Annotated in this window: 9 protein-coding genes; 7 read left to right on the top strand and 2 right to left on the bottom strand. The window is 35.2% G+C overall.

What is annotated here, in order from left to right; translation table 11 throughout:
* Positions 1-67 precede the first annotated feature (67 nt).
* The 7 genes from uxaC (at position 68) to AC3QLY_RS15090 (ending at position 10,649) form a co-directional block, all read left to right on the top strand.
* The gene (gene uxaC, locus AC3QLY_RS15120; protein WP_492989973.1) at positions 68-1,468 is read left to right on the top strand and encodes a glucuronate isomerase; all 1,401 of its coding nucleotides are present in this window, start codon (positions 68-70) and stop codon (positions 1,466-1,468) included.
* Positions 1,469-1,553: 85 nt separating this feature from the next.
* Positions 1,554-2,579 (top strand): sugar kinase, encoded by a 1,026-nt coding sequence (locus AC3QLY_RS15115; protein ID WP_074419258.1) that lies wholly within the window; start codon positions 1,554-1,556, stop codon positions 2,577-2,579.
* Complete coding sequence (locus AC3QLY_RS15110) at positions 2,566-3,234, top strand: bifunctional 4-hydroxy-2-oxoglutarate aldolase/2-dehydro-3-deoxy-phosphogluconate aldolase (RefSeq protein ID WP_074419257.1); 669 nt, start codon at positions 2,566-2,568, stop codon at positions 3,232-3,234. The genes AC3QLY_RS15115 and AC3QLY_RS15110 overlap by 14 nt, the downstream gene beginning before the upstream one ends.
* Positions 3,231-4,568 carry an MFS transporter gene (locus AC3QLY_RS15105; protein ID WP_074419256.1) on the top strand — a complete coding sequence of 446 codons (1,338 nt, stop codon included), beginning with the start codon at positions 3,231-3,233 and terminating at the stop codon, positions 4,566-4,568. Before AC3QLY_RS15110 ends, AC3QLY_RS15105 begins: the two co-directional genes overlap by 4 nt.
* 59 nt (positions 4,569-4,627) lie before the next feature.
* The gene (locus AC3QLY_RS15100; protein ID WP_074419255.1) at positions 4,628-5,437 is read left to right on the top strand and encodes an alpha/beta hydrolase; all 810 of its coding nucleotides are present in this window, start codon (positions 4,628-4,630) and stop codon (positions 5,435-5,437) included.
* Positions 5,438-6,137: 700 nt separating this feature from the next.
* Positions 6,138-9,173: a SusC/RagA family TonB-linked outer membrane protein gene (locus AC3QLY_RS15095; RefSeq protein ID WP_492989969.1), complete on the top strand. Its 3,036-nt coding sequence runs from the start codon at positions 6,138-6,140 to the stop codon at positions 9,171-9,173.
* A 60-nt stretch (positions 9,174-9,233) separates the two neighbouring features.
* Positions 9,234-10,649: a RagB/SusD family nutrient uptake outer membrane protein gene (locus AC3QLY_RS15090; RefSeq protein ID WP_288095922.1), complete on the top strand. Its 1,416-nt coding sequence runs from the start codon at positions 9,234-9,236 to the stop codon at positions 10,647-10,649.
* Between the two features lie 1,324 nt (positions 10,650-11,973).
* On the opposite strand, the gene AC3QLY_RS15085 is transcribed toward AC3QLY_RS15090, so the two are convergent.
* On the bottom strand, positions 11,974-12,270 hold the full coding sequence (locus AC3QLY_RS15085) for a hypothetical protein (RefSeq protein WP_074418509.1): 297 nt from the start codon (positions 12,268-12,270) through the stop codon (positions 11,974-11,976).
* Entirely contained in the window at positions 12,270-13,055 is a 786-nt protein-coding gene (surE, locus tag AC3QLY_RS15080; RefSeq protein ID WP_074419464.1) for a 5'/3'-nucleotidase SurE, read from the bottom strand. The genes AC3QLY_RS15085 and surE overlap by 1 nt, the downstream gene beginning before the upstream one ends.
* Positions 13,056-13,178 lie beyond the last annotated feature (123 nt).

Genomic DNA, 13,178 nt, shown 5'->3' with positions numbered 1-13,178 from the left:
CAATCTTACATCGTGTATTACAGATGAATAAAAAATTACGATTAATTGAAAGTATAAATACAAGAATATGAAACAGTTTTTAGATGAAGAATTTTTATTACATAATAAAACGGCAGTTAAATTATATAATGAATTTGCTAAATCCATGCCCATTATCGATTATCATTGTCATTTGTCTCCACAACAAATTGCAGACGATGTAAGGTTTAAAAATATTACACAAATTTGGCTATATGGTGATCATTATAAATGGAGAGCCATGCGCACCAATGGTGTGGATGAGCAATTTTGCACAGGCAATGCTTCTGATAAAGATAAATTTACGCAATGGGCTGCTACTGTTCCTTACACCTTACGAAATCCATTGTATCATTGGACGCACTTGGAACTGAAACGTTATTTTGGCGTTACTGAAATATTGAACGAACATTCTGCAGATCGTATTTATGAACAATGCACGGCTTTGTTACAGCAACCTGATTATTCAGTAAAAAGTTTGTTGCGTAAAATGAATGTATATACCGTATGTACTACCGATGATCCTGCAGATACACTTGAATATCACCAGAAGTTAAAAAATGATGGCTTCGAAATTCCTATCTTGCCTGCATTTCGTCCTGATAACGCCATGAACGTGGCAGATCCCGAAAAGTTCAATAGTTATCTTAAAAAATTAGAAGGGGTAACCAATATTTCAATTTCTTCATTCGATGATTTTTTATTTGCATTACAAAATAGACATGATTTTTTTGCTTCAATGGGTTGTGGTGTAAGTGATCATGGGTTAGAAGAAATTTATGCAGAAGATTTTACAGGTTCTGAAATTGACAGTATTTTCAATAAAGTACATTCAGGCAAACATTTAAATGATTTGGAACAGCGTAAGTTTAAATCTGCTATGTTGGTTCATTTTGCAGAATGGAATTGGGAAAAAGGATGGATACAACAATATCATCTGGGAGCATTACGCAACAATAATTCTCGTATGTTAGCCACATTAGGCCCCGATACCGGTTGGGATTCTATTGGTGATTTTCAACAAGGAAAAAACTTATCTAAGTTTCTTGGAAAATTAGATAACGATGACCGATTGGCGAAAACCATTTTATACAACTTAAATCCTGCCGACAATGAATTAATGGCAACAATGGTGGGCAATTTTAATGATGGCTCTGTTGCAGGTAAAATTCAGTTCGGTGCTGCATGGTGGTTTTTGGATCAAAAAGACGGAATGGTAAAACAAATGAATGCCCTATCCAACATGGGTTTGCTTAGCCGTTTCGTTGGAATGCTTACTGATTCTAGAAGCTTTTTATCCTATCCAAGGCATGAATATTTCAGAAGAATTTTATGTAATTTGTTTGGAGAAGAAATTGAAAATGGTGAACTGCCGAATGATATTTCATGGATTGGAAAAGTTATTCAGGACATTTGCTTTTACAATGCTAAAAATTATTTTAACTGGTAAAAAACGAATAATGGAATTTGAAGTTACATTACACTTCTTTTGCTCATTAAAACCTTGTGGTCAATTTGTTTAGTATAATACTTTTATGAAAAAAATATTGTGCTTTGGTGAATTATTATTAAGAATGTCGCCCCAATCAAATGGCGTTTGGTTACAGCAACATCAACTGCCTGTTTATGTGGGTGGAGCTGAATTAAATGTGGCATATGCGCTGGCTCAATGGAATATGCCGGTAGCTTATTGTACTGCATTGCCGGATAATTTTTTAGCGAAAGATATTATTCAGGGTTTAAAGAATGATGGCATTGATACCACCCATATTCAGATGCAAGGTAAACGGATAGGGCTTTACTTTCTAGAACAGGGTACTGATGTTAAAAATAAACACGTTTATTTTGATCGGGAATTTTCTTCATTTGTTACTTTACAGCCCGGTACCATTCATTGGGAAAAAGTGCTTGAAGAAATTAACTGGATACATTTTTCAGCCATTGTTCCTGCATTAAATGATACTGTTGTAAAGGTTTGTGAAGAAATGTTGCAAGTAGCTTCGCAAAAAAATATAACTATTTCACTGGATTTAAATTTTAGAGCATCGCTTTGGCAAAATAATCGAAATCCGGCAAATATTGTTCCTGTTTTGGCTAAGTACTGCAACGTGATAATGGGTAATATTTGGTCGGCTAATACTTTATTAGGTGCCCCGCTTCAACTATCAGGGCAAGAAGATGTTGAAAAGTCAGCCTATCTTACGCATGCAGTTTCAACTGCTGAATATATTTTGCAGCATTTTCCTAAATGCTATACCATTGCCAATACATTTCGTTTCGACACATTCAATGGAGGCATACAATACTATGGTACATTGTACACAAATGGACAATTATATGTTTCAGCTAATATGCATTGTACAAGTGTAAAAGATAGAGTAGGCAGTGGCGATTGTTTTATGGCAGGATTAATTTTTGGGTTAATTCAACAGAAAGACCCACAAACTATCCTCAATTTTGCTGCAGCTGCTGCATTTGGTAAATTGCAGGAAGTGGGCGATACTACCCGACAAACTATTGCAGACATACAAAAAACAATACAACAATATGCACAATCGTAAACAAGCAGCTTCTATCATTACATCACAAGGTATATTGCCGCTATACTATCATGCTGATGCAGAATTAACCATTGCTATTGCGCATGCATTATACAAAGGTGGTATAAGAGCTATTGAATTTACCAATAGGGGCGAAAATGCGTTGCAAAATTTTAAAATACTGGTATCAGAGCGTAATCGCACTATGCCAGACTTATTATTATGTATAGGAACAATTACCACGCCACAGGATGCAAATTTATTTATTGAAGCAGGTGCTGATGTATTGATTAGCCCGGTGTTTGATGCTGATGTTTCTGATGTGGCCTACATCAACAAAATATTATGGATTCCGGGATGTATGACACCTACCGAAATTCATATTGCATATTCAGCAGGATGGTCTTTATTAAAACTTTTTCCGGGTAATGTTTTACAGCCTCATTATATACAGGCAATTCGACCATTATTTCCCTCCATCGATTTTTTGGTTACCGGAGGTGTTGAAACCGATGCAGAAAATATAAGGGCATGGCTAAAAGCCGGTGCCGTTGGTGTAGGTATGGGAAGTAAACTGATTACATCTGCTTTCATTCAAGAAAAAAAATTTGATGCGCTTACCAGCTTGGTTCAAGATATACTTTACATCATTCAACAATTTAAACAAACTGCATGATAAAGAATAAAATTGGTAAATATCGGTGGACTATTGTTGCATTACTCTTTTTTTCTACAACCATCAACTATATGGATCGTCAGGTAATTGGGTATTTGAAACCTATTTTATCAGATAAATATGGATGGTCGAATTCTGATTTTGCAATGATTACTGCCTGGTTTACTGCTTTATATGCAGGTGTAACAGTTTTTGCAGGCGCCATTATAGATAAAATTGGTACCAAATTAGGATTGGCGCTTTCTTTGAGTTTCTGGTCTGTTATGGGTATGCTCAATGCTTTATGTGGCGGTGCAGTTTATCAACATGTAATTGTAAGAAGTTTATTTGGTATTGGTGAAGCCGGTAATTTCCCTGCTTCTATTAAAACAGTAGCCGAATGGTTCCCCCAAAAAGAACGAGCACTTGCAACTGGAATCTTTAATAGTGGCGCCAATGTAGGTGCAATGATTGCTGCATTACTCGTTCCCTTGTTAGCTGCAAATACCTGGTTCAATGGTCAGGTAGAAGGCTGGCGCATGGCATTTTTATTTACGGGTGCCATTGGTTTAATCTGGTTAATATTTTGGTTTGTATTGTATAATACACCGGCAAAGCAAAAAAAATTATCTGAAGCTGAATTTGCATATATACATAGTGATGATATACCAAGTAGCAGTGATGATGTAATAAAAGAAAAAATACCATGGATAAAATTGCTGACTTACCGGCAAACCTGGTCATTTTTTATAGGAAAATTTTTGACGGATGGTGTTTGGTGGTTTTTATTATTCTGGTTACCTGATTATATGAAAAAGCAATTTAACATGCAAGGTGAAGCAATTATGTTGCCATTATTCACAGTTTATGGAGTGGCTATTATAGGAAGTGTAGCCGGCGGGGGATTCCCGATGTATTTTATTAATAAAGGTATGGAAACCTTTAAAGCCAGAATGAAAGCAATGTTGCTCATTGCTTTGTTGCCAATTGTTTTAATTGCAACACAATATTTTGGTGATGTTGCTTTGTTTGGTAATAACGCATATATCTATGCGCTCATCGTAATTTGTATTGCTGCTGCGGCACATCAGGCATGGTCGGCCAATATATTTACAACTGTATCCGATTTGTTTCCTAAAAAAGCAGTGGGATCAGTTACAGGAATTGGTGGTTTAGCAGGTGGGATAGGAGGTGTATTAATGCAATTGTTAGCAGGCTGGTTAACAGATGCTTTTAAAAACAATCCACAATCTGCTTATTTAATTTTATTTTTGGTATGTGCCTTTGCTTACATTTTTGCTTGGTCAATCATGAAAGTGTTGGTACCCCGATTTAAACCGATTACCGATTTGTAAATGTTACAGCTATGCGTTCATCATTTTTTCTCCTTGTAATTTTTTGTCAAATAACTTTTATGCTCTCAGCGCAACAACGTATTTATTTATACAACAACAATGAAACAGGTATTGTAAATAACGGATTCGATTCTGTTAGGCCATATATGGAATATTACCGGGCAATTGGTTCAGGCTCAGCAAAAACAGCCATTTTGATTTGTCCGGGTGGTGCTTACACACACCTGGCTTGGGAAAAAGAAGGTGTATTGCCGGCACATTTTTTTAATACACATGGTATTGATGTATTTGTATTGCATTATCGATTAAACAATGAAGCACAACAAGGGCATCGATATCCGGCGCAATACAATGATGCAAATAAGGCTTTGCATTATATTGATGAACATGCTGCAACATTTGGTATCCGGAAGGACAGAATTGGCGTTATGGGTTTCTCTGCAGGCGGTCATTTAGCAGCTACCATTTCTACCTTAAATCCAATGAATGCAAATACAATTACTCCGGCTTTTTCAATTTTGGTATATCCTGTTATTACAATGGAATCTCCTTTTGTTCATGCCTACAGCCGAAAAATGCTTTTAGGTGAACACCCTGCTGCTCAGGCTTTAATGGATAGCTTATCTGCAGAAAAAAATATCACTGCAAAAACACCTCCTGCTATCCTTTTTCATGCCAATGATGATACTTCGGTTCCCGTTCAAAACAGTTTAATGTATTATGAGCAATTGCATGCGCATCATGTTCGAGCCTCACTTTTTATTTATGATCATGGTGGACATGGTTTTGGTATGGCACAGCAAGACCCCTGGTTAAATCAATGGCCCAATCAGGTAATGGGGTGGTTGCAGGCACTGCATTTTGATTAATTTTAATATTATAGTTACTGTCTGATTTTTTATTCTTATAGAAGAATTAGTCGCTTATTTAACTAATGCTTGCGCTGTACATTCAGGCATTTAAGTTCTTCTTTTTTTCTTTAAACTCCTTATTTTATTTTCACTTAAATCGTAGTGCAATTCCTTAGCATTGCTTTTTACCACCTAAGGGTCATTTTATTTTTCTTAATCAATAATTAATTATAGTTTAAGCAAATTATAATTTTGTTTAAGGCGATGGAATGCTTGTCTGGCAATAACTTCACGCCTTGTGTTAAATAAAAATTATTTAACGTTTTTATGATAAACAATGCAGCTTATTTATATTATTGACGCTCATTTTATATATATTTTTTCATTATTGTCCGACAGAACTTAACAAAAAAATCACTGTAATCCTTTTCTGTAAAGGATTACAGGCTAAAAAATGATTGTTTCAAAATTGGAGGTAGTACCCCATCTTTTGAAATCGGCTGAAATATGTTTCTGTAAAGGGTTTGGACCATTATTTTACAATTTTAGTCGGACAACAATGATAATTAACACAATTTGACTGTAACTGTTTTTGAATAGAAAATTTTTAGAAATATATTCTTTGCAATGCATGCATGCAGTTTTTATAATAGCCAAGCATTCATTGTTTTGAATGATTTAACCAAATGCAACATTTTTAAACCAAACATCAAAAACCATGAGAAAATTTCTGACGTTTTTCCTGTGCCTCATTGTGGCTTCCGGCTCACTATGGGCACAAACTAGAACGATTAAAGGTAAAATTGTAGACGAAAAGGGTACTCCGTTACCAGGCGTTTCAATTTTAGTGAAAGGTACCCAGTTAGGCACCAGTTCAAATGCCGATGGTACCTTTAGTATTAAAGTACCTGAGTCTGCCAAAACACTTTCTTTTTCGGCTATTAATTTTGCCGCATTGCAATTACCCATTCGTGAAAATATGATGGTACAAATGCAGTCCGGCTCATCTGATTTGTCAGAAGTGGTAGTAGTAGCTTATGGTACTACTAAAAAAACAAATGTAACTGGTGCTGTAGCAACTTTAAAAGGAGATGTTGTTGCTGACAAACCGTTTACATCTGTTGATAAAGCATTACAAGGAAATGTTGCCGGTTTACAGTCTACCTCATCATCCGGTGCACCGGGTTCCGCCACTGATATCCGCATTCGTGGTATTGGTTCTATCAATGCCAGTGCATCACCGCTTTGGGTAATTGATGGCGTTATTGCATCAACAGGCGATTTTACTGTAAATACTACAACAGCTAATGTCTTGAGTTCTCTTAATCCGGATGATATTGAAAGTATTACGGTGTTAAAAGATGCTGCGGCTACTTCCATTTATGGTTCACGTGCTGCTAATGGTGTTATTTTAGTAACTACCAAAAAAGGTAAAGCCGGACAAACCAGATTGAATTTTAGTACTGAAATTGGAGATAATACCCGAGCATACAATCCAAGTGTAAAACCATTAACAACTTCACAAGAAGTGACTGTTTATCAACAAGCATTAATCAATGCCGGTTATGCAGCTAATAATACAGGTGCAAATGCCATCATTTATGATCCTGTAAATGGTTTTGGAGTTGATTCAACTGTAAATACCAACTGGTTTAATGTGGTTAATCAGCCCCATGCTACTCAGCAACAATACAATTTGAGTTTAAGTGGCGGGAACGATAAAACACAGTTTTATGCCAGTGGTGGTTATTTTAATCAGGATGGTACCACGTTGAATACTTATTTTAAAAGGTACAATGGTAGTATTTCTGTAACGCACCATGCAACAGATAAAATTACTTTTGCTACCGGTTTAAATGGAAGTACCAGCGAACAGTCAACTCCTAACAACGGAGGTGCTTTTGCAAATCCGGTTTTAGAATCTTTCTTTTTATTACCCTGGTATAGCCCTCGTAATGCTGATGGTTCATTAAAATACAATGATGCTGCCGGTGAATTTCCTCTTCATGGTGGCATCTATAATCCCCTCGTTCAGGGAACCTATAATAAGAACACAGCTAAACAAACCACCTTAAGAGGATATGTTTCAGGTGAATTTCAGATATTAAAAAACTTAAAATTTACCAGCCGTTACTCTGGTGAATACTTTACAATTCAGGAAGATCAATATAGAAACCCATTTTATGGTGATGGGTACTCACATGGTGGTGATGCATTTTCTGCCTATACCAGAGTATTTGACTGGACATGGAGTAATTTTGCTGACTTTAGGCAAAATTTGAACAAAGCAAATGATGTTTATTTTGATGCCAAATTAGGTTACGAGGCACAGCAATATAACTATTACACTTTACAGGCAAGGGCACAGGGCTTCCCTGGAACACTTGCTTTACAATATCTTGCATCTGCAGCTACTCCTACCAGAGCCTATGCTCTTCCAAGTGGGAATGCTACAAATTCAATTTTCTCAAATGCTGATTTTAACTACAAAAATCGTTATGTAATTAGTGGAAGTTTTCGTAGAGATGGGTCATCTGTATTTGGGGTAAATAATCGTTATGGTGATTTCTTCTCCATTGGTGCTACCTGGAATGTGAATGAAGAAAACTTCATGAAAAATATTGCATGGATAAATTTATTAAAATTGCGTACCTCTTATGGTTCTAATGGTAACTCATTAGGCTTCGGTAATTATCAGGCTTTAGCTACTTATGGTTATGGAAATAACTATACAGGTATACCTGGAAGCGCCCCTTCAAATATTGGCAATCCGAACCTGACCTGGGAAAAAAATAAGCCTTTCGACGTGGGTGTTGATTTTAGTATATTCAAAGACAGATTATTTGGAACTGTTGATTTTTATAGTAGAACTACATCTGATTTGTTGGCCAATACAACTTTATCTCCAACCTCCGGTTTCCCTGGTGGTCAGTTAAGTAATGTTGGTAGTGTAAAAAATCAGGGTATAGAAATAACTGTGGGTGGTAAACCGATTGTCACAAAGAATTTCTCCTGGACTGTAACATTTAATTTTGCCCACAATAAAAATACTGTTGAGTCATTATTCCAAAATAAATCAATCAGCTCCGGTGCATTTTACTATACTGTTGGCCATGATTTACAAGAGTTTTACTTGCGTCAATATGCCGGGGTAGATCCTACAAATGGCGATCCTAACTGGTATACAGATGCCTCACGTAAAACAAAAACCAATAATTATGCAGCTACACAATTGGCTTTAACCGGCATGTCGGCTGCTCCAAAATATTATGGTTCATTTACCAACAGTTTTACTTATAAAAACTTCTCATTAGATGCACAATTGTTTTATAATTACGGTAATTATTTATTTGATCAGTGGGGGTCTTATTTAAACAGTGATGGTGCATATTATGGTGCCTTCAATCAAATGAACAGCCAGTTAAATGCATGGAAAAAACCTGGTGACATAACCAGAGTTCCAAAAATAATTTATGGTGGAAATAAAAATGGATACAGAATATCTACCAGGTATTTATATAAGGGAGACTATGTGCGATTAAGAAATATACAATTGAATTATATGCTTCCATCATCATTAATCAAAAGGGCACATTTAACTAATGTAACGGTTTATATAAGTGGTACCAATTTGTTGACTTTTGGTGTTGATAAAAATGTTCCTTTTGATCCTGAAACTGGTATTAATGGAACCGGTAATTTGGATGTATTTATACCTAAAACAATATCGGGTGGTATAAAAATTGGTTTATAACAATTTTATATTAAATAATGCAATAGCATAATTATTTAATTAAATTAAAATATTATTATAATGAAAAACATAATTCAAAGATTTTCCATTACAGCCTGTACAGTTGCAATACTATTATCGGGCTGCAGTAAAAACTTTATTAATAAATCGCCCAATGATTCTGTTCCTGCCAGTCAAGCTTTAAATACTCAATCAGGGTTGGCTGATGCATTAAATGGTGCCTATTCTGGTTTGAGAGCTGTATCACTATATGGTAGAGATTTTCCAATTACAGGTGATTTACAAGCAGATAATACGTATGTTGAAACAAAAAATGCTGGTAGATATTTACCCCAGTATAATTACAGTGTGGTATCTAGTGATGTTGTGGAGGGTGAAATGTGGAATCAGGCATATATAGATATTTTACGCGTAAATAATATTATTGATGCCAATGTAACAGGACCAAATGTTGCAGCTATTAAAGCACAGGCTTATGCTATAAGAGGTTTATTATATTTTAAATTGGTAAATATTTATGGTAAACCTTATACAGTAGATTCAACCTCATTAGGAGTGCCAATTATTCTGCACTTTAATCCTAATTTATTTCCTGCAAGAAATAAAGTGAGTGAAGTGTACAGCCAAATAGTGAGTGATTTTAAAATGGCCATGGCTGCTGCTCCTGCTTATAGTTCCTCTGTTAGAATAAGCAAATATGCTGCAGAGGCATTATTGGCAAGAACCTATTTGTATATGGGTGATAATACCGATGCTAAAACTGCAGCCGTAGATGTAATTAATAATAGTCCCTTTACTTTGGTTACTGCTTCAAGCTATGGTGCATATTGGCAAAATCCTGCTGCAAGAACTGATGCTGTTGAAACCATGTTTGAAGTGGATTGTGATGCAATCAATAATAATGGTTTTGATGATTTAGGTGCGATGTATTATAATGGTTATAATGATATTTATTGCTCCAGTCAGTTATATAACCTATATTCAGCAACAGATGTTCGTAAGAGTTTATTAATGCCACACAATACAAAAAGTGGCTCTCCTGCTTATATGGTATTGAAATTTCCAAATGCACAAAACACTGATCGTGATAATTTAAAAGTAATTCGCTTAAGTGAAGTGTATTTGATTGCTGCAGAAGCTTCATTGCCCAATAACGAACCGGATGCATTAAAATACTTAAATGCATTACTGGCGCAGCGTGATCCTTTAGCAGCGCCCTATGTTCTCACAGGTCCATTATTGTTACAGGCAATTGTTACAGAACGCAGAAAAGAGTTGGCATTTGAAGGCGACAGATTATACGATATGAATCGTTTGCAATTACCCATTGCCAGAGCCAGTAACCCGGGTGCAATACCGGCAGGACCTTCTAATATCAATTTAAATATTCCTTATCCTGATAACAGAAGAGTTGCACCAATTCCACAACAGGAAATGACTGCAAATCCCAATATTGTACAAAACCCTGGTTATTAATTGCAGTGGCATTTATGCAATAGGTATAATTTATACTTTTAACAAGGAAGAGGCTGTATCAAAAGCGCTTTTGATACAGCCTTTTTGGTTATTTATAATAAATATCTTTCGATGGAAACTAACAAAAGGAATAGCTCAATTTTATTATCATTTATTTTCATCGCATTACCCTACATTATATTTGGATTTTGCGGGTTGATGTTATGGTTAAGATAGTCATTGCGCCAGTGTTGCCTGTGTATCTTTTTGAAAGATAATTGACCCTCTCGAAAATAAATCATGGAGTATATGTATTTATAGCAATGTAAATAACGGCTGGTGTTAATTAGTATAAATTTATTAATTATTTAATGTTACAAAGAACAAAAAATGATACAACCCTTCCTATTTACTTAATCAGTCGCCACCTATAAATATTCCAGATAATGGTAGATCAAAAACGGATAACACGGGTAAAGCGCCAATAATTATTTACCCTAAGCTGAAAAATAATAACTAATAATCAAAATTTCTTTTATGCTATTTTTTCTTGTTGTGCTTTTATTAATCTGCTTATTGATTAAGGTCTTTTATTACCGCAAAAGTCTTGGGGGAATCCTCTTCAAATAGCTTTGTATCACTATTAATTGGTATTTATTCACCCAAGAATTTATTCCCTTTGAGAAGAGAAAGAAATGATTCTGAAAAGGTAGCAGCATATAAGAAGCTGTCAAATGTTTTTTTATACGTTTTATATATATTTTTTCATTATTGTCCGACAGAACGTAACAAAAAAATCACTGTAATCCTTTTCTGTAAAGGATTACAGGCTAAAAAATGATTGTTTCAAATTTGGAGGGAGCACCCCATCTTTTGAAATCGGCTGAAATATAGCTCTGTAAAGGGTTTAAACCATTAGGTTACAATTTTAGTCGGACAACAATGATATTTTTTACCTCTATAATTATTTGCAGCATCCTATATGCAATGCACCATAATGGTAAGGTATACTGATAAATATTTTTCAACTCAATAAAATAACAAAGCTCTGGAGTAATTCAGGCTTTGTTATTTATAGTTCATCAACACCCATTTAACTATTTAAATTTACCTCAAAACCTCATCACCCCTTTCACATCTTCCTTTAAAAAGCTCGAAGGGTAGGTAGGCAGGCCGACTTTATTACCAAAAAGGCAATCTTGTAAAAGGTTGCTTTTGTTGGTTTTCTGTGTTCCTCTATAATAAATTGAATATTTTTTCTTCAAAATCCATTAGCACTATCCAATACATAAAAAATAGCATTATTGGTTGTATACTTGTTGAAGCTTGAAATATGGATGTAAGATTAGTAGAATAATTTTAATAGCAATACGCCAATTGCATATATTACGGTAACCGCAAATATGCCTCTAGCAGTTTTATCTTTTCTGGTATTAATATAAATGGTAAATACAATAGCATTGGCCAATAATGAAAAACTGAGCATGGCTGAAATTAAGTGTTTCTCAATGGCTAAAAATTGAATAAACTCTACAATGGTTAACCTTCTAAATCGCCAAAAATAAAAACCTAACATGCCGGCAAAAGGTGCTAACAAACCTAGTATAATACCTAATTGAATATTATCTTTTTTTAAAAACATTATAATTGCCAGTTGGTTTCTAATTGTTGTTTCAGTTGGTAGTCTGTTAAATCAAATGTAATGGGTACCAGGCTAACATAATTGTTATTGAGTGCCCACACATCGGTATCTTTTCCTTTATCAAAATTTACAAAATCGCCGGTAAGCCAATAGTATTTTCTTCCATGCGGATCGGTACGTTCAATAAAATCTTCTTCATATTTGGCATATGCTTGTCGGCATACTTTAATGCCTTTAATGAGTGTTGCATCTAATGCCGGAATATTTACATTAAACAACAAGTGTTTGGGTAATTTTCTTTTCAGCAACTGTTCTGTAATTTTTCGTACATAAATTTTGGCGGCAGTAAAATTTGCCTCCATACTATAATCTAAAAGTGAAAATCCGGCAGAGGGTATGCTTTCAATGGCAGCTTCCATAGCAGCACTCATGGTTCCACTATAAATTACATTAATACTATGGTTGGCACCATGATTAATGCCGCTTAAACAAATATCGGGTTTGCGATGTAGAATTTTATCTACCGCCAATTTTACACAATCAACCGGTGTACCATTGCAAGTATAAGCTTCTACACCATCTGTAAAATGTACTTTTTGTAACCGTAAGGGGTGCCCAATGGTAATGGCATGCCCCATGCCGCTTTGTGGTTTATCGGGTGCTACTACCACTACTCTTCCTAAATCCATCACTGCTTCTACCAATGCTTTGATGCCGGGTGCGCCAATACTATCATCGTTGGTAACCAATATAACCGGAAGTTCTTTTTTTACTTTTTTTGTCATGGGTGCAAGATACAATTTGAACGTAGTTTGTAGGGGTAAATTTTTTTTAGAATTAGATACTTTAAATGAAAAGTACCTATAAAATAAAGAAAACCGCCTCAATAAATATTGAGACGGCTTTAA

The sequence above is a fragment of the Hydrotalea sp. GW822-HT8A01 genome (assembly GCF_058798575.1).
Note: the sequence above shows the minus strand (reverse complement) of the source record. Positions and strands in the feature narration are given on the sequence as shown.